The organism is Streptomyces sp. NPDC058274 (assembly GCF_042881375.1).
In the GTDB taxonomy this organism is placed as follows: Bacteria; Actinomycetota; Actinomycetes; order Streptomycetales; family Streptomycetaceae; genus Streptomyces.
The window spans coordinates 80,572-101,236 of sequence record NZ_JBHVXW010000017.1 but is presented as its reverse complement, the minus strand read 5'-3'; the positions used below and the strand labels follow the sequence as shown (position 1 = coordinate 101,236).

At 72.5% G+C, this 20,665-nt stretch carries 16 protein-coding genes; 5 read left to right on the top strand and 11 right to left on the bottom strand.

Features of this window, described 5'->3' with window-relative positions; genetic code table 11:
* Nucleotides 1-102: 102 nt before the first annotated feature.
* Entirely contained in the window at nucleotides 103-1,548 is a 1,446-nt protein-coding gene (locus ACFVYF_RS28080) for a glycine hydroxymethyltransferase (RefSeq protein ID WP_389459754.1), read from the bottom strand.
* Between the two features lie 315 nt (nucleotides 1,549-1,863).
* Here ACFVYF_RS28080 and rocD point away from each other — a divergent pair, with 315 nt between their 5' ends.
* Nucleotides 1,864-3,078 (top strand): ornithine--oxo-acid transaminase, encoded by a 1,215-nt coding sequence (rocD, locus tag ACFVYF_RS28075; protein ID WP_389459753.1) that lies wholly within the window; start codon nucleotides 1,864-1,866, stop codon nucleotides 3,076-3,078.
* A gap of 92 nt (nucleotides 3,079-3,170) precedes the next feature.
* On the top strand, nucleotides 3,171-4,022 hold the full coding sequence (locus ACFVYF_RS28070) for a DMT family transporter (protein WP_389459898.1): 852 nt from the start codon (nucleotides 3,171-3,173) through the stop codon (nucleotides 4,020-4,022).
* A gap of 229 nt (nucleotides 4,023-4,251) precedes the next feature.
* Here ACFVYF_RS28070 and ACFVYF_RS28065 read toward each other — a convergent pair whose 3' ends face one another.
* Entirely contained in the window at nucleotides 4,252-5,763 is a 1,512-nt protein-coding gene (locus ACFVYF_RS28065; protein ID WP_389459751.1) for a PLP-dependent aminotransferase family protein, read from the bottom strand.
* A 47-nt stretch (nucleotides 5,764-5,810) separates the two neighbouring features.
* Between ACFVYF_RS28065 and ACFVYF_RS28060 the strand changes: the two genes are divergently transcribed.
* Together ACFVYF_RS28060 and ACFVYF_RS28055 are read left to right on the top strand one after the other, a co-directional pair.
* Nucleotides 5,811-6,338 carry a carboxymuconolactone decarboxylase family protein gene (locus ACFVYF_RS28060; RefSeq protein ID WP_389459749.1) on the top strand — a complete coding sequence of 176 codons (528 nt, stop codon included), beginning with the start codon at nucleotides 5,811-5,813 and terminating at the stop codon, nucleotides 6,336-6,338.
* Nucleotides 6,335-7,072 carry an isocitrate lyase/phosphoenolpyruvate mutase family protein gene (locus ACFVYF_RS28055; protein ID WP_389459747.1) on the top strand — a complete coding sequence of 246 codons (738 nt, stop codon included), beginning with the start codon at nucleotides 6,335-6,337 and terminating at the stop codon, nucleotides 7,070-7,072. Before ACFVYF_RS28060 ends, ACFVYF_RS28055 begins: the two co-directional genes overlap by 4 nt.
* 372 nt (nucleotides 7,073-7,444) lie before the next feature.
* Here ACFVYF_RS28055 and ACFVYF_RS28050 read toward each other — a convergent pair whose 3' ends face one another.
* The 5 genes from ACFVYF_RS28050 to ACFVYF_RS28030 form a co-directional block, all read right to left on the bottom strand.
* Nucleotides 7,445-8,410 (bottom strand): ABC transporter substrate-binding protein, encoded by a 966-nt coding sequence (locus ACFVYF_RS28050; RefSeq protein ID WP_389459746.1) that lies wholly within the window; start codon nucleotides 8,408-8,410, stop codon nucleotides 7,445-7,447.
* 1 nt (nucleotide 8,411) lies between these two features.
* Nucleotides 8,412-10,370, bottom strand: coding sequence for an ABC transporter permease subunit (locus tag ACFVYF_RS28045; RefSeq protein ID WP_389459744.1), 1,959 nt, complete (start codon nucleotides 10,368-10,370; stop codon nucleotides 8,412-8,414).
* The gene (locus ACFVYF_RS28040) at nucleotides 10,370-11,485 is read right to left on the bottom strand and encodes a glycine betaine/L-proline ABC transporter ATP-binding protein (RefSeq protein ID WP_389459742.1); all 1,116 of its coding nucleotides are present in this window, start codon (nucleotides 11,483-11,485) and stop codon (nucleotides 10,370-10,372) included. The genes ACFVYF_RS28045 and ACFVYF_RS28040 overlap by 1 nt, the downstream gene beginning before the upstream one ends.
* Nucleotides 11,482-13,014: a GMC family oxidoreductase gene (locus ACFVYF_RS28035; RefSeq protein WP_389459740.1), complete on the bottom strand. Its 1,533-nt coding sequence runs from the start codon at nucleotides 13,012-13,014 to the stop codon at nucleotides 11,482-11,484. Before ACFVYF_RS28035 ends, ACFVYF_RS28040 begins: the two co-directional genes overlap by 4 nt.
* Nucleotides 13,015-13,214: 200 nt before the next feature.
* Nucleotides 13,215-14,735 carry an aldehyde dehydrogenase family protein gene (locus ACFVYF_RS28030; protein ID WP_389459739.1) on the bottom strand — a complete coding sequence of 507 codons (1,521 nt, stop codon included), beginning with the start codon at nucleotides 14,733-14,735 and terminating at the stop codon, nucleotides 13,215-13,217.
* A 208-nt stretch (nucleotides 14,736-14,943) separates the two neighbouring features.
* Between ACFVYF_RS28030 and ACFVYF_RS28025 the strand changes: the two genes are divergently transcribed.
* Complete coding sequence (locus ACFVYF_RS28025) at nucleotides 14,944-15,873, top strand: GNAT family N-acetyltransferase (protein WP_389459737.1); 930 nt, start codon at nucleotides 14,944-14,946, stop codon at nucleotides 15,871-15,873.
* A gap of 73 nt (nucleotides 15,874-15,946) precedes the next feature.
* Here ACFVYF_RS28025 and ACFVYF_RS28020 read toward each other — a convergent pair whose 3' ends face one another.
* The 4 genes from ACFVYF_RS28020 to ACFVYF_RS28005 all read right to left on the bottom strand — a co-directional run bounded on the left by ACFVYF_RS28020 (nucleotide 15,947) and on the right by ACFVYF_RS28005 (nucleotide 20,550).
* Nucleotides 15,947-16,777 carry a hypothetical protein gene (locus tag ACFVYF_RS28020; protein WP_389459736.1) on the bottom strand — a complete coding sequence of 277 codons (831 nt, stop codon included), beginning with the start codon at nucleotides 16,775-16,777 and terminating at the stop codon, nucleotides 15,947-15,949.
* A 421-nt stretch (nucleotides 16,778-17,198) separates the two neighbouring features.
* Nucleotides 17,199-17,609: a hypothetical protein gene (locus ACFVYF_RS28015; protein ID WP_389459734.1), complete on the bottom strand. Its 411-nt coding sequence runs from the start codon at nucleotides 17,607-17,609 to the stop codon at nucleotides 17,199-17,201.
* Nucleotides 17,602-19,353: a hypothetical protein gene (locus tag ACFVYF_RS28010; RefSeq protein WP_389459733.1), complete on the bottom strand. Its 1,752-nt coding sequence runs from the start codon at nucleotides 19,351-19,353 to the stop codon at nucleotides 17,602-17,604. Before ACFVYF_RS28010 ends, ACFVYF_RS28015 begins: the two co-directional genes overlap by 8 nt.
* Nucleotides 19,354-19,560: 207 nt before the next feature.
* Entirely contained in the window at nucleotides 19,561-20,550 is a 990-nt protein-coding gene (locus tag ACFVYF_RS28005; protein ID WP_389459731.1) for a malate dehydrogenase, read from the bottom strand.
* Nucleotides 20,551-20,665: the final 115 nt, after the last annotated feature.

Sequence of the window (20,665 nt, the reverse complement as noted above, 5' to 3'; positions counted from 1 at the left end):
CGTCTCGGTACGCCGCGTGGCGGCCCGGCGATGTACCGGGCCGCCACGGGACGGCGACGGGAGCTGTGCGACGGGGAGCGGCTTTCAGCGCCCCGGCCGGCCTCAGCCGAGGTCGATCTCCGGGTACAGCGGGAAGCCGGCCAGCAGGTCGGTGGCCCGGTGGGAGATCTCGTCGGAGATCTTCGCGTCGAGGACGTGCTGGGCCTTGGACGGGGTGCCCTTGCCGGTGGTGCCGGGCTCGGCGGCGGTGAGGACCCGGTCGATCAGGCCGGCGATCTCGTCCATCTCGGCCGCGCCCAGGCCACGGGTGGTCAGGGCGGGCGTGCCGATCCGGATACCGGAGGTGTACCAAGCGCCGTTGGGGTCGGCGGGGATGGCATTGCGGTTGGTGACGATGCCCGAGTCGAGCAGGGCGGTCTCGGCCTGACGGCCGGTGAGGCCGTAGGAGGAGGCGACATCGATCAGGTTGAGGTGGTTGTCGGTGCCGCCGGTGACCAGGGTGGCACCCCGGCGCATCAGACCCTCCGCGAGCGCGCGGGCGTTGTCGACGACGGCCTGGGCGTAGTCGCGGAACTCGGGGCGGCGGGCCTCGGCGAGTGCGACGGCCTTGGCGGCCATGACGTGCGGAAGGGGGCCGCCGAGGACCATCGGGCAGCCGCGGTCGACCTGGTCCTTGAGGGAGTCGTCGCAGAGCACCATGCCGCCGCGCGGACCGCGCAGCGACTTGTGGGTGGTGGTGGTGACGATCTGGGCGTGCGGGACCGGGTCGAAGTCGCCGGTGAGGACCTTGCCGGCGACGAGACCGGCGAAGTGCGCCATGTCCACCATCAGCGTCGCGCCGACCTCGTCCGCGATCTCCCGCATGATGCGGAAGTTCACCAGGCGGGGATAGGCGGAGTAGCCGGCGACGATGATCAGCGGCTTGAACTCGCGGGCGGAGGTGCGCAGGGCCTCGTAGTCGATGAGGCCGGTGGCGGGGTCGGTGCCGTAGGAGCGCTGGTCGAACATCTTGCCGGAGATGTTCGGGCGGAAGCCGTGGGTGAGGTGACCGCCGGCGTCCAGGGACATGCCGAGCATGCGCTGGTTGCCGAAGGCCTGGCGCAGTTCGGCCCAGTCGGCGTCGGAGAGGTCGTTGACGTTGCGGACGCCGGCCCGCTCCAGGGCGGGGGCCTCGACGCGGTCGGCGAGGACGGCCCAGAAGGCGACGAGGTTGGCGTCGATGCCGGAGTGCGGCTGGGCGTAGGCGTGGGAGGCGCCGAAGAGTTCGCGGGCGTGCTCGGCGGCGAGGGCTTCGACGGTGTCGACGTTGCGACAGCCGGCGTAGAAGCGGCGGCCGACGGTGCCTTCGGCGTACTTGTCGCTGAACCAGTTGCCCATGGCCAGGAGGGTGGCCGGGGAGGCGTAGTTCTCGGACGCGATCAGCTTGAGCATCTCGCGCTGGTCGGTGATCTCCTGGCCGATGGCTTCGGCGACCCGGGGCTCAACGGCCCGGATCACGTCGAGGGCGCTGCGAAACGCGGTGGACTCGGTGGAGAGGGGCTCTGGCATGACGGCCTCCGGACGTGGCGTTCAGCGTTCACGGTTCGGCCCAGGCGCACGGCACTCGGTCGCTGTCTCTCCCCGGGTGACCGTCCGGGTCCCTCGGCCGGACTGTCTCCCGGCCAGGGATCCGGGGCAGCCCCGGGAAGGCACAGCGCGGGCCGCTCCCCGATGGTCGGTCCCATCCCAGCGCGCCAGTCACGGCCCGCCGGTCAGCCTACCGGGCGCGCCGGATCAGGGGGTTCCCCGGTCCACCATGCGAGCGACGATAGGAAGGGGCCGAAAGCCGCCCCCATTCCCCTGCGCGACAGGAACGGAGACCCCGTGAGCACTCCGGAGACCACACGGGCGTACATCGCCTCGGCCGAGGCGCACAGCGCGCACAACTACCACCCGCTGCCGGTCGTCGTGGCGACGGCCGACGGGGCGTGGATGACGGATGTGGAGGGGCGGCGTTACCTCGATCTGCTGGCCGGTTACTCGGCGCTGAACTTCGGGCACGGCAACCGCCGGCTGATCGACGCGGCGAGGGCGCAGCTGGAGCGGGTGACGCTGACGTCGCGGGCGTTCCACCACGACCGGTTCGCCGAGTTCTGCGCGCGGCTGGCGGAGCTGTGCGGCATGGAGCTGGTGCTGCCGATGAACACGGGGGCGGAGGCGGTGGAGACCGCCGTGAAGACGGCCCGCAAGTGGGGCTACCGGATCAAGGGCGTGCCGGACGGCAGGGCGAGGATCGTGGTCGCGAGCGACAACTTCCACGGGCGGACGACGACGATCATCAGCTTCTCCACGGACGCCGAGGCGCGGGAGGACTTCGGGCCGTACACACCGGGCTTCGACATCGTGCCGTACGGGGATCTCGCGGCGCTGCGCGCGGCGGTCACGGAGGACACGGTCGCGGTGCTGCTGGAGCCGATCCAGGGCGAGGCGGGGGTGCTGGTGCCGCCGCCCGGCTATCTCCAGGGCGTGCGGGAGCTGACGCGGGAGCGGAATGTCCTCTTCATCGCGGACGAGATCCAGTCGGGGCTCGGCCGCACCGGCCGGACCTTCGCCTGTGAGCACGAGGGGGTCGTGCCGGACATGTATGTGCTGGGCAAGGCGCTGGGCGGCGGGGTCGTGCCGGTGTCGGCGGTGGTGTCGAGCCGTGCGGTGCTCGGGGTGTTCCGGCCCGGTGAGCACGGGTCGACGTTCGGCGGGAATCCGCTGGCCTGTGCGGTGGCCCTGGAGGTGATCGCGATGCTGCGGGCGGGTGAGTACCAGCGGCGGGCGGCGGAGCTCGGGGACCATCTGCACCGGGAGTTGCAGGTGCTGGTGGACATGGGCCGGGTGACGGCGGTGCGCGGTCGGGGGCTGTGGGCGGGCGTCGACATCGCCCCGGAGTACGGCACGGGCCGGGAGATCTCCGAGAAGCTGATGGACCGGGGTGTGCTGGTCAAGGACACGCACGGGGTCACGGTCCGGATCGCTCCGCCCCTGGTCGTCAGCAAGGAGGACCTGGACTGGGGCCTGACCCAACTCCGGGGCGTGCTGGGCGTCTAGGTGTATTGGCCTGTCCGGCGGACCCTGCCGTGGGTCGGCGGGTCGGACGCTGTGGAGTCCGGCTCCCCTACAGTCACTTCGTGCTCTTTGGAATGGTGTGCGCCCTTGGTGCGGCGGTCTGCTTCGGTACGGCGACGGTGTTGCAGGCGGTCGCGGCGCGGGCGGCCGCCGGCAGCGGGTCGGGCGGGGACGCGGCACTGCTGCTGCGGGCGCTGCGGCAGTGGCGGTATCTCGCCGGTCTGGCGCTCGACGGACTCGGCTTTCTCCTCCAGATCGCCGCGCTGCGTTCGATCCCCATCTACGCGGTCGGGGCGGCCCTCGCGGCGAGTCTGGCGGTGACGGCGGTGGTCGCGGCCCGGCTGCTCCAGGTGCGGCTGAGCCGGGTCGAGTGGGGTGCGGTGGGAGTCGTGTGCGCGGGGCTGGCGATGCTGGGGCTGGCATCGGGTACGGAGGGCGAGCGGGCCGGGTCGACGGAGTTGAAGTACGCGATGCTGGGCGTCGCGGTGCTCGTACTGCTGGCGGGCGTGGTGGCCGGGCGGTTGCCCGAGCGGGGGCGGGCGCTGGTGCTGGGGCTGGGGGCCGGCTTCGGGTTCGGAGTGGTCGAGGTGGCGGTGCGGCTGATCGACGACCTGTCGGTCGGCGCGCTGCTCGGCAATCCGGCGACGTATGCGCTGCTGCTGGGCGGAGGGGCGGCGTTCGTGCTGCTCACGTCGGCGTTGCAGCGGGGGTCGGTGACGACGGCGACCGCGGGGCTGGTCATCGGGGAGACCATCGGGCCCGCGCTGGTCGGGGTGGTCTGGCTGGGCGACCGTACGCGGGACGGGCTGGAGTGGCTGGCGGTGCTCGGTTTCGCGGTGGCGGTGGTGGGGGCGCTGGCGCTGGCGCGGTTCGGGGAGGCGCCGGTGGAGGAGGGCGTCGCCGGTGGAGGAGCGGTGGCGGGGTGATGTCACCGGGTTCCCCTCCGCTTCTGGGCCGGGCCTCCACCCGCCGTCCCTGCACCCCGCACGCGGCACGCGGCACGTGGCACCCGGCACGCCGCACCCCGAGGAACTCCCCACACACCGCACGGCTGAGGACCTGAGGGAACGGGGGCCTGAAGGAACCGAGAGCTGACGGAACCGAGGGCGGAGGGAACCGGGACCTCAGGAAGCGGGGCCCGGAAGCGCGTCAGTTCTACGGCAGTACCCGGCACAGCGCGTCCAGGGCGGCTGCCCAGGCGTGGTCGGGTGGGGTGCCGTAGCCGACGACCAGGGCGTCGAGGGGTGCGGTGGCTGCGTCGGGGTGGCGGAAGCGGGAGAGGCCGTGGACGGCGAGGCCCTGCCAGGCCGCCGCGCGGACGACCGACGGTTCGGTACCGGCCGGCAGGCGAAGGACGGCGTGCAGGCCCGCCGCGATGCCGGTGGCGTGGACCTCGGGGGCGCGGGCGGACAGGGCGGCGACCAGGGCGTCGCGGCGGCGCCGGTAGCGCAGCCGGACCGCGCGCACATGGCGGTCGTAGGCGCCCGAGGTGATGAACTCCGCCAGGGTCAGCTGGTCAAGGACGCCGGAGGACCAGCCGCCGCCCTTGACCGCCGCGACCTCCGCGGTCAGTGAACGGGGCAGGACCATCCAGCCGAGCCGCAGGCCGGGGGCGAGAGATTTGCTGGCGGTGCCCAGGTAGACGACCTGGTCGGGGTCCAACCCCTGCAAGGCGCCCACGGGTTGGCGGTCGTAGCGGAACTCGCCGTCGTAGTCGTCCTCCAGGATCAGGCCGCCGGTGCGGCGGGCCCAGTCCACGACGGCGGCCCGGCGGTCCGGGTGGAGCGGCACGCCCATCGGGAACTGGTGCGCGGGGGTCATCAGGACCGCGGGTTCGTCGGTCAGGCCGCCGGTGCGCGTGCCCAGTTCGTCGAAGGGCAGGGGCACGGTGCGCAGGCCGGAGCGGTGCAGCAGGTTCCAGTGGACGTCGAGGCCGTACGACTCCACGGCGAGGGAGCGGTGGCCCCGTTCGCGCAGTACGGCGCCGAGCAGCATCAGACCGTCGGCGAAGCCGGCGCAGATCACGATGCGGTCCGGGGTCACCCGGACACCCCGGGCGCGGGCGAGGTATCCGGCGAGGGCCGTGCGCAGTTCGACGCGGCCCCGCGGATCGCCGTAGCCGAAGGCGTCGTGCGGTGCGGCGGTCAGCGCGCGGCGGGCCGCCTTGAGCCAGCCGGTGCGCGGGAAGGTGGCGAGGTCGGGGGTGCCGGGGGTGAGGTCGTAGGCGGGGCGGCCCTGCTCGCGGGCGCGGCGAGTCGACTCCGGTGCCGGTGCCGGGACCGTCCGCTCCGCCACCCGGGTGCCCGAGCCCTGGCGTGCGGTGAGCCAGCCCTCGGCGACGAGATCGCCGTACGCGTCGGCGACCGTGTTGCGGGCGATGCCCAGGTCGGCGGCGAGGGAACGGGAGGACGGGAGACGGGTCCCGGGGGCCAGCCGGCCACCGCGGACCGCCTCGCGCAGGGCGTCGGTCAGCCCCCGGCGCACCCCCGAGCCGGTCGGTTCCAGATGCAGGTCCACGCCGAGGGCGGCACGCAGGGCGTCGTCCGACCCGCCCGACACGGACGACCCGCCCGACACGGACGACGTGGATGCCGCCGGTGCCGACGATGCCGACGATGCCGTCGATGCCGTCGATGCCGTCGATGAAGTGGCCCATGATTCCGCCATGGAAATGGACCATACCCCTGGGCTACTCCGCTCGTAGGGTCGGTCTCATGACGACTCATGCGAACGCGGAGAAGACCGGGCACAGCGACCCGACCGGGGAGTACGCCGCCGAGCACGGCCCCCGTCTGGAGTGGGCCAAGCTCGCGCCGGACGTCTACAAGGCCATGGTCAGGCTGGACGCGGCCGCCCGGCAGGGCGTCGACCCCGTCCTCCTGGAACTGGTGAAGATCCGCGCGTCGCAGCTCAACCACTGCGCGTTCTGCCTGGACATACACAGCAAGGACGCGCTGGCCGCCGGTGAGAGCGTCCAGCGCATCGTGCAGCTCAGCGCCTGGGAGGAGTCGGCGCACTTCTACACGGAGAAGGAGCTCGCGGCGCTCGCGCTGACCGAGGCGGTGACCGTACTGACGGACGGCTTCGTGCCGGACGCGGTGTACGAGAAGGCGGCGCGGCACTTCGAGGAGGCCGAGCTGGCCCAGCTCATCGCCGCGATCACGGTGATCAACGCGTGGAACCGGTTCGGGGTGACCTGCCGTCTCGTGCCCGGTCACTATCAGGCGGGACAGTACAAGTGACGGCGCGCGCGGCGACGCCGGACACGGCTGCCGACGTCTTCCGTGCCCTGCATCACGGGCGGGCGCCGGGCGACCCGCTCGTCCTGCCCGGCCCCTGGGACGCGGCCGGCGCACGGGTGTTCGCGGATGCCGGGTTCCCGGCGCTCGCGACACCCAGCGCCGGGGTCGCCGCTTCGCTCGGGTACGAGGACGGGGCCACGCCGGCCGACGAGATGTTCGCGGCGGTCGCACGGATCGTACGGGCGGTCGACGTGCCCGTGTCCGCGGACGTCGAGGACGGATACGGGCTCGCGCCGGAGGAACTGGTGGACCGGCTGCTGGAGGCGGGGGCGGTGGGCTGCAACCTCGAGGACTCCAACGGGGGTGTCCTCAAGGACCCCGCCCGGCACGCCGACTGGCTCGCCGAGGTGAAAGCGGCGGCGGGCGAGCGGCTCTTTCTCAACGCGCGCGTCGACACGTTCCTGTGCGGTGAGGCCGATCCGGAGCGGGCGATCGAGCGGGCCGCGCTGTACGTGGCCGCGGGTGCCGACTGCGCGTATCCGATCGGTGCTCCCGCCGAGGTGCTTCCCTTGTTGCGGGCCGGGATACAGGGGCCGGTCAACGCGTTCGGCCGGCCCGATGCCGCTTCCGTCGCCGAACTGGGTGAACTGGGAGCGACGCGGATCACGTTCGGGCCGGGGTTGCAGCGCCGGGCGACGGAGGCGTTGCGGAAGATCGTGACGGAGCTGCGGTAAGCCGCGCCGGACCGAAGATCTCCCGGTACCGGACCGAGGACCTCCCCGTACCGGACCGAAGACCACCCCGCGCCGGGCCCAAGACAAGCCCCACCGGACCGGAGACAAGCCGCATCGGACCGGAGACAAGCCGTGGCGGGGGCCGCCCCCACAAGCGCCCCGCCCCACAGCGGAGGACCGCCGCCAGCCCCCCCCCCCGCCGCCACAACCCCCCACTCCTCGCGTGCGTGCGCCCCCCCATCAAAGGCCCCACCGGGGCCCAAACACAACCCCCACCGCACCTCAAACTACCCCTATCGGACCTCATACATGCGCGCCCGGGCCCACCCCCTCCACGCCCCCGCCACAACTGCTCAGGACCTCAGCCTGCCCTCACGCCGGAAGCCACTTCCGCCAAGTCGACTCGTGCGTCCGCACCCACTTCTTCGCCGCCTCCTGGGCCGACATCTTGTCGTTGGCGATCATCAGGGAGACCTCGTTCTGGTCCTCGGTCGTCCACTTGAAGTTCTTCAGGAACTCGGCCGCCTTGCCGCCGCTCTTCGCGAAGTCCGTGTTGAGGTACTTCTGGAGCGGGGTGTGCGGATAGGCGCAGGCGACCTTCTCGGCGTCGGCATCGCAGCCCTCCTGGTAGGCGGGGAGCTTCACCTCCGTCATGGGGACCTTCTCGAAGAGCCACTGGGGCGAGTACCAGTACGTGAGGAAGGGTTTCTTCTCCTTGGCGAACTGCTTGATCTGGGTGATCTGCGCGGCCTCCGAACCGGCGAACACCACCTGGTAGTTCAGCTTCAGGTTGTCGACGAGCGCCTTGTCGTTGGTGACGTAGGAGGGGGACCCGTCGAGCAGTTGGCCCTTGCCGCCGCTCTCCGCCGTCCGCAGCTGGTCCGCGTACTTGTCGAGGTTCTTCCAGTTCGTGACGTCGGGGTGCTGCTTGGCGAAGTACGTCGGGACGTACCAGCCGATGTGGCCGGTGACGCCCAGTTCTCCGCCGGAGGTGATCGTCTTCTTGTCCTGGACGTACCGCTTCTCCTGCTCGGGGTGGCCCCAGTCCTCCAGGATCGCGTCGACGCGGCCCTGGCTGAGCGCGTCCCACGCGGGGACCTCGTCCACCTGGACGGTGTCCACGCGGTAGCCCAGCTCGTGCTCCAACAGGTACTGCGCCACAGCCTCGTTGGACTGTGCGCCGACCCAGGACTGGACGGACAGGGTCACGGTCCTGGCGCCCTGCGCGTTGGCGAAGGGCGAGGCCTGCTTGGTCATGTCGGCGGCACCGCAGCCGGTCGCCAGCACGAGTACCGCGAGGGCGGCCGTCGTCCGCGTCTTCGTCAGCGTACGAGACATGTCACGCTCCCTTCTTCGTGCGGCGTTCGGTCGGCTGGGTCACCCGGTCGAGCATCAGGCCGAGGCAGACGATCGCCGCGCCGGCGACCAGACCGGTGGCCAGGTCGCCCTGGGCGAGGCCGAACACGACGTCGTAGCCGAGCGCGCCACCGCCGACCAGACCGCCGATGATGACGACGGCGAGGACCAGGACGACGCCCTGGTTGACGGCGAGGAGCAGCGCCGGACGGGCCAACGGGAGCTGGACCTGGCGCAGTTGCTGGCCGCTGCTGGCACCGAGTGAGCGGGCCGCCTCCATTGCGGCCGGGTCGACCGCGCGCAGCCCCTGGGTGGTGATGCGCACGACGGCGGGCAGCGCGTAGACGACCGCGGCGGCCACGGCGGGCGCGCGGCCGATGCCGAACAGCGCCACCACGGGGATCAGATACACGAACTGCGGCATCGTCTGGCAGACGTCGAGGACCGGGCGCAACACGCGCTCGACGCGTTCGCTGCGGGCCGCCGCGACACCGGCCGTGAAGCCGAGGACCAGGGTCACGGCGACCGCCGCGAGCACCTGCGACAGGGTGTCGAGGGACGGCTTCCAGACGCCGAGGACGCCGATCGCGGCCATCGCGAGGACGGCGGTGAGCGCCGTGCGCCAGGTGCCGATCAGCCAGGCCAGGGCCGCGACGACGAGCAGCACCGCCCACCAGGGCAGGCCCTGCAGGCCGTCCCGCAGCGGGTCGAGGACCCAGGTGGTGAAGTGGCCGGCCCAGTCGGCGGTGCCGCCGATGTAGGGGACGCCGGAGTAGAGGTGGCCGGTCATCCAGTCGACGGCGTGGTTCACCGGCTCGGCGACCGGCACGATCCAGGCGTCGGGCCAGTCGAGGCGGCCGGCGAGCCGCGCGGCGAGGGTCACGACGACGACCGCGACGGCGGTGTACGCCCAGTGCGCGCCCTTCGTCTCCGCGTTCGCCCCGAGCCGCTCGCCGGCGGCTCCGGTCACCCGGTCGAGGACGATCGCGAGCAGCACGATCGGGATGCCAGCGGCGAGCGCGGCGCCCACGTCGACGGAGGCCAGGGCCTGGTAGACGCGGTCACCGAGGCCGCCGGCGCCGATCACGGACGCGATGACCGCCATGGACAGCGCCATCATGATCGTCTGGTTGAGGCCGAGCAGGAGTTCCTTGCGGGCCAGCGGGAGGCGGGCGGTCAGCAGCCGCTGACGGGCCGTGGCGCCGAGCGAGGCGACGGCCTCCATCACTCCGGTGTCGGCGTCGCGCAGACCCAGCGCGGTGAGCCGGGCCATCGGCGGGGCCGCGTACACGACGGTGGCGAGCACGGCCGCGGGGACGCCGATGCCGAACACCAGGACGACGGGCAGCAGGTAGGCGAACGCCGGCAGCACCTGCATGGTGTCGAGGACGGGACGCAGTGCCCGGTAGGTGCGGTCGGACAGGCCCGCCGCGAGACCGAGCAGGACGCCGAGTACGACGGAGGTCAGGACGGCGACCACCATGAGCGCCAGCGTCTGCATGGCCGGCACCCACATGCCGAGCAGCCCGCAGGCGAGGAACGCGGCGGCCGTGCCGAGGGCGAGCCTGAGCCCCGCGGTCCGCCAGGCGACGGCGGCGGCCACCGCGGTCACGCCGGCCCAGCCGGCCGCGAGCAGCACCAGATAGACGGCGCGTACGGAGAGGACGACGGCGTTGCTGACGTATCCGAAGAAGTAGAGGAACAGCGGGTGGCTGTCGCGGTTGTCGATGATCCAGTCGCTGGTCCTGCCGAGCGGCTCGGTGAGGTCGACGGTCAGGGCGTGCGGCCAGGTGCCGCTCGCCCAGCGGGCGTCGAGCAGCGGGACGAGCACGGCGGCGATGACGGCGAGCAGCAGGAGCTTGCCCACGGGACGGTATGCGCCGAGGCCTCTGGCCCGGCCCACGATCCCGCTCGGGGAAAGGGGCGCGGTGGCGGTAGCCATCAGGCCGCCCCCTCGCCGTCGGCGGACGTGTCCGTCCCTGCCACCACCCCGAGCAGCGCGTCGGAGTCGACGACGCCCAGGCAGCGCCCGGAGTCGACCACCCGCACCGCGCAGCCCGCGCGCGCCACCGCCTCGATGGCTTCCGAGACCGTGGCGTCGGGCTTGACCGCCGGGCCGCGGCCGGCCTCGTCCGCGGACGCGGCGCGCATCGCCCGGCGGACGGTCATGACCTGCTCGCGGGGCACGTCGCGGACGAACTCACGCACGTAGTCGTCGGCCGGCGAGCCGACGATCTCCTCGGGTGTGCCCAGCTGGACGATCCGGCCGTCGCGCATCAGGGCGATGCGGTCGCCGAGGCGCAGGGCCTCGTTCAGATCGTGGGTGATGAAGACCATCGTGCGGCCCTCCTCGCGGTGCAGCCGGATGACCTCCTCCTGCATGTCGCGCCGGATCAGCGGGTCGAGCGCGCTGAACGGCTCGTCGAACAGCAGGACTTCGGGGTCGACGGCGAGCGCCCGGGCGAGGCCGACGCGCTGCTGCTGACCGCCGGACAGCTGCCCGGGCCTGCGCTGCTCCAGGCCTTCGAGGCCGACCTTGACGACGACTTCGGCGGCCCGCCTGCGGCGTTCGGCGCGCGGGACGCCCTGGATCTCCAGGCCGTAGGCGACGTTGTCGAGGACGGAGCGGTGCGGCAGCAGGCCGAAGTGCTGGAAGACCATCGCGGCCCGGTGGCGGCGCAGTTCGCGCAGCCGGCCGCGGTCCATCGCCAGGACGTCCTCGCCGTCGATCGCGAGGCTGCCGGAGGTCGGCTCGATGAGCCGCGTGAGGCAGCGTACGAGGGTGGACTTGCCGGAGCCGGACAGGCCCATGACGACGAAGACCTCGCCCTTGTGCACATCGAAGCCGACATCGCGGACGGCGGCCGTGCAGCCGGTGCGGGAGCGCAGCTCGGCCGGGGTGAGGGCGGCGAGTTCGGGGTCGGCGGGCACGCGGTCCGCCTTCGGACCGAAGACCTTCCACAGATTGCGCACGGAGAAGACGGGGGACGCGCTCCCGGCGCTCACCGGCGTACCGGGGCTCTCGGGGGTCTTCGGGCTCTCCAGGGTCGTACTCATCGGCCCTCACCTCCCAGCAGGTCGGCACACTTCTCGCCGACCATGAGCACCCCGATCATCGGGTTCACGGCGGGCATCGTCGGGAAGACGGAGGCGTCGGCGATGCGGATGCCGTCGAGACCGCGGATGCGCAACTCCGGGTCGACCACGGCGAGTTCGTCCGCCGGGTCGCCCATCCGGCAGGTGCCGGCGGGGTGGTAGACGGTGTGCGCCACCTGACGCGCGTACGCGCTGAGCTCCTCGTCGTCCGTGACCTCGGGACCGGGGCACACCTCGCGCTTGAGCCAGCCGGCCAGCGGTTCGGCGCGGGCTATCTCGCGGGCGATCTTGATGCCGTCGACGAGCGTACGGCCGTCGTAGTCGTCCTCGTCGGTGAAGTAGCGGAAGTCGAGGGCGGGCTTGACGGCCGGGTCGGCGCTCTCCAGGTACAGCCGGCCGCGGCTCTTCGGCTTGGGGATGTTCGGGGTCATCGAGACGCCGTGCGCGGGGCGTTCGTAGCCGAGGCGCTCCGGGTTGTCCGTGAACGGGATCTGGTAGAAGTGGAACATCAGGTCGGGGCCCTGGTGTTCGGGGTCGCGGCGCACGAACAGGCCCGCGTCGGAGTCCATCGCGGAGTTCTCGGGGATGGGGCCGTTCGTCTCCCACACGATGACCGACTCGGGGTGGTCGAGCAGGTTCTCGCCGACGCCGGGCAGGTCGTGCGCGACGGGGATGCCGAGCCGCTCCAGGTCCTCCTTCGGCCCGATGCCGGAGTGCAGCAGCAGCCGCGGCGAGTCCACCGCGCCGGCGCACAGCAGCACTTCGTTCCGGGCGCGTACGAGGGTCTCCTCGCCGTCCTTGCCGCGGACGTGGACGCCGGTGGCGCGGGTGCCGTCGAGTTCGAGGCGGTGGGCCCAGGTCTCCAGCAGGATCGTCAGGTTGGGCCGCTGGTCCATCACCGGGTGGAGATAGGCGACGGAGGCGCTGGAGCGCTTGTTGTTCTCCGGGTGGTACGCCAGGTCGAAGAAGCCGACGCCCTCGGTGAACGGCTTCTTGTTGAAGCCCTCCACGCGCGGCACGTCGAGCGCGGCCTGTGCGGCGTCGACGAAGTCGCGGGCGATGGCGTTCCGGTCCTTCTCGTCGACCGGGACGATGTTGTTGAGGAGCCGCGCGAAGTACGCCTCCATCGGGGCCGCGCCCCAGCCGCGGGCGCCGGCCGCCTCCCACTCGTCCCAGTCGGACGGCAGCGGCTTGAACGCGATCAGGGTGTTGTGCGAGGAGCAGCCGCCGAGCACCCGGGCGCGGCTGTGCCGGATGTGCGAGTTGCCGCGCGGCTGCTCGGTGGTCGGGTAGTCGTAGTCCAGCTCTCCGCCGAGCAGGCCCATCCACCGGCGCAGGGTGAGGACGTCCTCGCGGCCGACGTCGCTGGGGCCGCCCTCGATGACGGCGACGGTGACGTCCGGGTTCTCGGTCAGACGGGACGCGATGACTGACCCCGCGGTGCCGCCTCCGACGACGACGTAGTCGTACGTGTGATCGTGCTCGGGCATGAAGGAGTGCTCCTCTGGGGGTGCAAGGTGCTGCGCGTAAACGGTCGGGGGGTGCGCGGCGGGGGCGGACGGTGGGCGTGGGCCGGGGGGCTCAAGGGCTGGTGGGCCGACGGGCCCTGAGCCGAGGGGCTCATGGGACCTGCGGCTCACGGGGCCCCGGCTCACGGGACCTGAGGCCGGGGCTGACGGTGTCGACCGCGTCAGCCCGCGAACCAGCGCACCGGTTTCGGCGCGAGGTTCTGGTACACGTGCTTCGTCTCCCGGTACTCGGCGAGGCCGGCGGGGCCCAGTTCGCGCCCCACACCGCTCTTGCCGAAGCCGCCCCACTCCGCCTGCGGGAGGTAGGGGTGGAAGTCGTTGATCCAGACGGTGCCGTGGCGCAGCCGTCCGGCGACCCGGCGGGCGCGCCCCGCGTCGGCGGTCCAGACGGCGCCGGCGAGCCCGTACTCGGTGTCGTTGGCGAGCGCGATCGCCTCGTCCTCGGTGCGGAAGGTCTCGACGGTGAGGACGGGTCCGAAGACCTCCTCGCGGACGACCCTCATCGTGCGGTGGCAGCCGTCGAGGACGGTCGGCTCGTAGAAGTAGCCGGTGGCGGGCCGGACTTCGGACGGCTCGGGCCGCTTGCCGCCGGCGCGCAGCAGCGCGCCCTCCGCGAGGGCCGAGGCGACGTACGCCTCGGTCTTTTCCCGCTGCTGCTCGGAGACGAGCGGGCCGCATTCGACGCCGTCCTCGGTGCCGCGCCCGAGCCTGATCCGCTCGGCCCTGCGGGCGAGTTCGGCGACGAAGCGTTCGCGCACGGACTCCTCGATGATGAGGCGCGAGCCGGCCGAGCAGACCTGACCGCTGTGGATGAACGCGGCGTTGAGCGCCTGGTCGACGGCGGTGTCGAACCCCTCCTCCGTCGCGCAGGCGTCGGCGAAGACGACGTTCGGGTTCTTGCCGCCGAGTTCCAGGGCGACCTTCTTGACGCTCACGGCGGCGACCTGTGCGACCTTCGTCCCGCTGACGAGGCCACCGGTGAAGGAGATGAGGTCGACGTCAGGGTGTTCGGCGAGCCGGGCGCCGACGGTGTGGCCGGGGCCGGTGACGATGCCCGCAACTCCGTCGGGCAGTCCGGCCTCGGCGAGCAGGCCGATCAGGGCGACGGTGGTCAGCGGGGTGACCTCGCTCGGCTTGATGACGAAGGTGTTGCCCGCGGCGAGAGCGGGGGCGATCTTCCAACTGGCCTGGAGGAGCGGGTAGTTCCAGGGCGTGATCATGGCGCAGACGCCGACGGGCTCGTGCACGACGACGCTGTGGATGTCGTCGGAACCGGCGTCGACGACTCGCCCGCCGCCCTCTCCCACGACGAGATCGGCGAAGTAGCGGAAGGCGTCGGCGACACAGTCGATGTCGACGCGCCCCTCCTCGACGGTCTTGCCCGCGTCGCGGCTCTCCAGCAGGCCGAGCTCCTCCCGGTCCCGTACGAGGAGATCGGCGACGCGGCGCAGGAGTGCGGCGCGGTCGGCGACGGGGGTGCGGGGCCACGGGCCTTCGTCGAAGGCGCGGCGGGCGGCCTCGACGGCGGCGTCCGCGTCCTTCTCGTCACCCTCCGCGACCACGGCGAACGGCTTGGCATCCGCGGGGTCGACGATCTCGCGCGTGGCACCGGAGGCGGCCTCCTGCCACCGCCCGCCCACATGAATGGTCTGCTGCGCCTGTCGTTCGGTCTCTCGCGCCATGCTCGGCATTGCCTTCCGTTCCTGGTTCTCGCCCCGGCGTCACCCTGGGTCACCCTTGGGCCGTGAGCACCTGCCCTTCTGGCCTCGTTGCATGCACAACCAGTGACCGAAAGTGCCCGGCGTCACGAAAAAACCGGGGGATTTGCGGACAGAACAGCGTCCCTGGACATGGACATCCCGGCATTCCTTTGACTAAAGTCAAAGGAATATGAGGCCGACTACGGAGCCAGTGGCAGTGGACGACGTGCGGGTGCTGCGGCGGTTCAACCGCTACTTCACCCGGCGGATCGGGGTGCTCGACGATCACTACCTCGGGCAGGACCGGCCGCTCGGCGAAGCGCGCCTGCTGTTCGAGGTGGGCGACGGGGCCTCGCTGCGGGAGCTGCGGACCCGGCTGGGGCTGGACGCCGGGTATCTGAGCCGGATGGTCAAGGCGCTGGAGGCGCAGGGGCTGGTGCGGGTGCGGGTGCATCCCGGCGACAGCAGGCTGCGGGTCGCGGAGCTCACGCCCGCCGGCCGCGACGAGGTCACCGAGCAGAACCGGCGGGCCAACGGGCTCGCCGAGGGCCTGCTCAGCGGCCTCAGTCCCGCCCAGCGCGGCGAGCTCACCGCCGCCGTCACCGTCACCGAGCGGCTGCTGCGCCTCGCCGCGATCACCGTCGAGGTCGTCGACGGCGCCTCCCGCGACGCCCGGGCCACGCTCGCCGCGTACGCCGCCGACATCGACGAACGGTTCCCGGAAGGCTTCGATCCCGCCGCCCTCGTCAGGCCGGGTGAGGTGTCGGGCAGGACGGGCGCCTTCCTCGTCGCGTACGAGGAGGGGCGCGCCGTGGGGTGCGGGGCGCTGCGGCGGCTCGCACCGCGCGTCGGCGAGATCCGGCATGTATGGGTGCACCCCGGCGCACGGCGGCTCGGCCTGGCCCGGCGGATCCTCGACGGCCTTGAGCGCGCGGCCGTCGAGCGCGGCTACGGCACCGTCCGCCTCGACACCCACGCGGCGCTCACGGAAGCGCAGGCCCTGTACCGGGCATGCGGGTACACGGAGATTCCGCGCTACGACGAGAACGTGTACGCGGCCCACTGGTTCGAGAAGAGGCTGGCCCGGCCCGGGGCGGACGGGCGCGCCGGGAACCGGTGACTCCCTTGCGGTCGACGTGAACTCCCTTGTGGACAACGGGGTTTGCGGACAGCGGCGACGCGCGCGGCGCGGCTCAACCGCCCGCGCAGTCCGCGCCCGTGGGGCAGAAGGAGTCCAGGGCCATCTGGAAGGGCGTCGTCACGTCCGTACCTTCGACACCGCTCGAGCGGATCGCGTACGGCGTGCCGTCCGGGGCCGTGAACCGGTGGTCGACGACCTGCGTGGGTCCGTCCTGCTCGTCGTCGTAGCGATAGGTCAGCTCCGCCCAGTCGGCGCCGGTCCGCCGGTCGATGACCCGGTAGCCGGCGAGCTTGGCGACGAACCCGAAGGACGGATCGTTCTCGGCCTGGTCCAGCGAGTCGGCCGGGCTGGGCTCGATGACCTCGAACAGGTCGAGCACCCCGCCGCCGCCCGGCGCGGAGTAGTGGACGACCGCCGGTTTGCCGCTGCGCCGGTCCACCGTGCGCGTCCAGCCCTCGGGCACGTCCACGGTGTAGCCGAGGGCATCCACCGCCCGGCTGTAGCCGGGGGACGGTGACGCGTACGGCGAGGCCAGGGGTGACTGCGGGTCCGCGAGGGTGCCCTCGCCCTCGGAAGCGTCGGCGCTCCCGGAACCCTCGGAGCCCTCCTCGCCCGAGGGCGCGCCCTCCGTGGCCGTGACGGTGACCGACGACCGCGCCCCGCCGGCGGCCCCGCCACCCGAGGAGTCGTCCCGGGTCAGCGCCCAGACCCCGCCGCCGGCACCGCCGCCCAGCAACGCGACGGCGACGACCACCAGGAGCAGCCGGCGCGAGCCACCGGACCGGGCCGGCGGCCCGTCACCCGGTCCACCGGGCAGCGACGGCTGACCGTCGCGGGGTCCCCCGGGCCAGGGCGGCCGGCCGTCGCCCGGAACCGGGGTCACCCATGGCTGCGGGGGCGGGGGCGGGGGCGGAGGCAGCGGCCCCTGAGGCAGCAGTCCTTCCGGCCGGAGCAGCGCCGACTGCGTCTCCGCCGTCGACCATCTCTGCCGCTCGGGATCCGCCGGTACGCCACTGGCACCGCCACTCCCACTCCCACTGCCACCGCCACTGCCACTGCCACCGCCACCGCCACTGCCGACGACGGTTCCCCCGCCGTTGGCGTCCGGTGCCGCGCCTCCCCCGGCCCGGGCGTCCGGCGTCGTACCCCTGTCGGCCCGAGCGTCCGGCGACCCGTCTCCCCCGGGTCCGCCCGGCCCCCCGGACGTGCTCGTCCCGTCGTCGTCGACCCAGCGCTGCCGGTCCGCGTCCCACCGTTGCCGCATGTCGTCCCCTCCCCTCGGTTCCCCTGAGCCGGTCGTCCCGTCAGCCGGTGAACTGTGCGATCACCTGCACCACGGCCGCCGTCGACGCCAGCCCCGCCACTGCCGCGGCGGCGGTCTCCAGCCGCTGCCGCAGCCGGCCGAGCCGCGCCGGATCGGCCTGACCGGTCCGCTCGATCTCCCCTTGTACGACGGCGAGTTCACCGTCCAGCTCGCTCGCCCCGGCGGCCTCCGTGAGCAGGTGGAGATGCTCGCGCAGGGTGCGTACGGCGTCGAGGAGAGCCTCGGTCTCCTCGTCGGCGGCGGCCGCGCGCGGCGCCTCGCGGTACTCGGCCGTGCCGTGGTCGCCGAAGCTCACCGCGCTCCGGCTGATCCGGCCGACCCGCGTACCCCCGCCGCCACCGGTTCCGTCCCCGCCCGGCCCCCGGCCCGTCCCGTCGTCCCCGTCATTCATCCCGACTCCCCTCGCCGTACAACGCGCCGCCGCTGCCTGTCGTGACGGCGCTTCTGCTGATCCGGCCCACCGCGGTACCGCCGCTCATCTGCCCGATGAACTGGCCGCCCGCGGCCACGTTGACGATGTGCTGCTCGAAGCTCCCCGTCTCGCAGCCGCTGCGCCGCAGCGCCTCGCGCACCCCGCTCGCGATGCGGTCCTCGACGGTCTTGATGTAGCGGCTGACGTCCATCTCCTGGAAGAGCGACAGCCGGTCGGTGCTGCCCAGTTCCCGTACGGACACCAACGGCGCGTCGGGCGGGGCCTGTTCGGGATGGGCGAGCCAGGTGCGCAGGCACTGCCCGACGGTGCGCAGCGCGGAGAGCCCGGCCACGACGTTCGTCGCCGGCCCGGACAGCAGCGTCCGCAGCACCTCGCCCGCGTCGCCCTCCCCGCGGCCGGCGATGACGTCCACCCGCCGGTACTCCTCGAGGATCGGCCCCAGTACGTGCGGCACCACCTCGAGGACCAGCATCCCGCCCTGCGTGTGCACCCGGACCAGCACCGACACGACCACCTGCTCGTCCCAGGCACCGACTCTGACGCGCAGGAAGTGCCGGCGCGCCTCGCCGCCCTCGTCGACCGACTCGTCGATGTGCAGCCGGGCCGACGACGGCTGGTAGACCCCCTCGTCGCGCCCCACGCCCGACGGCAGATAGACGAACTCGTCGATCTCCAGGTCCCGCAGCCGGTCCCGGCTGGTGAGCGCCGCCGACTCGCGCAGCGCTTCCAGCTTCGGTCTGACGAGGTCGATGATCCGGCGGTTGGTGAGCCGCACCGGTGCGCGCGGCTCGTCCGGGTCGTCGGGGTTCCCGGGATCGTCGGGGTCGTGCGGGAGCCCGTTGCTCCGCCCGTCCGGCGCGGCCCCGTTCAGCACCGTCCGGGGCTTCCTGGCGGGGGTGATCTCCATCGCGAACGACCAGGGCTCGTACGGCTTTCCGGCGCCGACGAACGGCCGGTGGGCGTCGTAGAGCGCGACGTCGGCGTGCTGCTCGCGGGTGATCGCCTCGGCGACGCGGAGCTGGCGGGCGCCGACCGCGGGCGCCGGCGCCGGCGCCCGGGCGAAGACGTCCCGGGCGAGTTCACGGCGCATCACCTCGGCCACATGGGAGCGGTGCACTCCCGTGGTGAAGGTGATCGCCAGCGGGAACAGCAGCGCGAACGGGTCGTCCAGGATCCGGGCGAGGGCGTACGCCCAATAGCCGAGCTCCAGTGCGCGGGCCACGAACGTGAATCCCCAGGCGGTCGCCTGCCGCGGTAACCGCAGCTGGCTCGTCTCCGTGCGGCTCACCGCGTACATGGTCGTGCCCCAGCCGGACGCCGCCCGCGCGCACCACAGAAGGGCGCAGACGATCGCGTAGAAGAGGACCGGGGAGGCGCTGAACAGCACCCCGAGACTGAGGAAACCGAGCACCAGCGCCCCGCCGGGCTCCGTCCACCCGTCCGCGAGGGCGACCTCCACGACGAAGAAGGCGATCCAGATCCCGCACAGGACGAACGCCGTCGCGGCCTCCTGCCGCCGTGCCCGCATCGCGTGCCCGAGCACGGAGACGACGTCGACCCCCAGCGACGGGGGCGCGGGCCGCTCCTCGTGCCCGATGAGTTCGTCGATCACGCCGGCCCGGAACACCGTGTCCAAGTGGGCCCCCGCACACAGCAGCCGGGTGGCCTCGCTGCGTGCGTACCGCCGATTCGATCCCGTCAACGGGACCACCCCCGCCGTCTTTCCCCCGGGCTGACCGCCCGTCACGACCATAGCGAGGTCTATGCCTCTGGCACCCCTTTTGCACGGACAAAGCGCATACGTTCGATACGTACTTTCCGTACGCACGCATTTCGTGCGGAACGCCGAACAGGCCCCGCCCCCGGGTGTGTTCGGGGGGAGGCCTGTTCGGCGTGCGAGTCAGTCGGCTCAGATGAGGCCGAGACCGCGGACCGCCTCGCGCTCCTCCTCGAGCTCCTTGACGGAGGCGTCGATACGGGTGCGGGAGAACTCGTTGATGTCCAGGCCCTGGACGATCTCGTACTGCCCGTCCTTGGTGGTGACCGGGAAGGAGGAGATGAGGCCCTCGGGGACGCCGTAGGAACCGTCCGACGGGATGCCCATGGAGGTCCAGTCGCCGTCCGCGGTGCCGTTGACCCACGTGTACACGTGGTCGATGGCGGCGTTGGCGGCGGAGGCGGCCGAGGACGCGCCGCGCGCCTCGATGATCGCGGCACCGCGCTTGGCGACGGTCGGGATGAACTCCTCGGCCAGCCACTTCTCGTCGTTCACGGTCTCGGCGGCGTTCTTGCCGGCGACCGTGGCGTGGAAGATGTCGGGGTACTGGGTGGCGGAGTGGTTGCCCCAGATGGTGAGGCGCTTGATGTCCGCGACCGTCGAACCCGTCTTCTTCGCGAGCTGGGTCAGCGCGCGGTTGTGGTCGAGGCGGGTCATCGCGGTGAAGCGCTCGGCCGGTACGTCCGGGGCGGCGGCCTGGGCGATCAGGGCGTTGGTGTTCGCCGGGTTGCCGACGACGAGGATCTTGACGTCGTCCGCGGCGTTGTCGTTGATCGCCTTGCCCTGCGGCTTGAAGATGCCACCGTTGGCGGAGAGCAGGTCGCCGCGCTCCATGCCCTTGGTGCGGGGGCGGGCGCCAACGAGCAGACCGACGTTCGTGCCGTCGAAGGCGACGTTCGGGTCGTCCGTGATGTCGATGCCCTGAAGCAGCGGGAAGGCAGAGTCGTCGAGCTCCATCGCCGTGCCCTCGGCGGCCTTGAGCGCCGGGGTGATCTCCAGGAGACGCAGCTTGACCGGCACGTCCGCGCCGAGCAGCTGGCCGGAGGCGATGCGGAAGAGCAGTGCGTAACCGATCTGGCCGGCCGCGCCGGTGACGGTGACGTTCACGGGAGTGCGGGTCATGGCGTTCTCCGTATGACAGCTGGCGGTGGGGCGTCCCTGCCCCGGGTGCAGGATCCCCGCCGCCGACCGGATGACCGGCGCCGACCGCCGCACTGATCGATCAGGGGTTGCGATG

What these genes read in the sequence shown, in the direction of transcription:
- ACFVYF_RS28030 (WP_389459739.1), bottom strand. Translation starts at nt 14,735, where the DNA reads ATGGCGCGAGAGACCGAACGACAGGCGCAGCAGACCATTCATGTGGGC.
- ACFVYF_RS28065 (WP_389459751.1), bottom strand. Translation starts at nt 5,763, where the DNA reads ATGGCGGAATCATGGGCCACTTCATCGACGGCATCGACGGCATCGACG.
- ACFVYF_RS28005 (WP_389459731.1), bottom strand. Translation starts at nt 20,550, where the DNA reads ATGACCCGCACTCCCGTGAACGTCACCGTCACCGGCGCGGCCGGCCAG.
- ACFVYF_RS28025 (WP_389459737.1), top strand. Translation starts at nt 14,944, where the DNA reads ATGAGGCCGACTACGGAGCCAGTGGCAGTGGACGACGTGCGGGTGCTG.
- ACFVYF_RS28045 (WP_389459744.1), bottom strand. Translation starts at nt 10,370, where the DNA reads ATGGCTACCGCCACCGCGCCCCTTTCCCCGAGCGGGATCGTGGGCCGG.
- ACFVYF_RS28040 (WP_389459742.1), bottom strand. Translation starts at nt 11,485, where the DNA reads ATGAGTACGACCCTGGAGAGCCCGAAGACCCCCGAGAGCCCCGGTACG.
- ACFVYF_RS28080 (WP_389459754.1), bottom strand. Translation starts at nt 1,548, where the DNA reads ATGCCAGAGCCCCTCTCCACCGAGTCCACCGCGTTTCGCAGCGCCCTC.
- ACFVYF_RS28035 (WP_389459740.1), bottom strand. Translation starts at nt 13,014, where the DNA reads ATGCCCGAGCACGATCACACGTACGACTACGTCGTCGTCGGAGGCGGC.
- ACFVYF_RS28060 (WP_389459749.1), top strand. Translation starts at nt 5,811, where the DNA reads ATGACGACTCATGCGAACGCGGAGAAGACCGGGCACAGCGACCCGACC.
- ACFVYF_RS28070 (WP_389459898.1), top strand. Translation starts at nt 3,171, where the DNA reads ATGGTGTGCGCCCTTGGTGCGGCGGTCTGCTTCGGTACGGCGACGGTG.
- ACFVYF_RS28050 (WP_389459746.1), bottom strand. Translation starts at nt 8,410, where the DNA reads ATGTCTCGTACGCTGACGAAGACGCGGACGACGGCCGCCCTCGCGGTA.
- ACFVYF_RS28015 (WP_389459734.1), bottom strand. Translation starts at nt 17,609, where the DNA reads ATGAATGACGGGGACGACGGGACGGGCCGGGGGCCGGGCGGGGACGGA.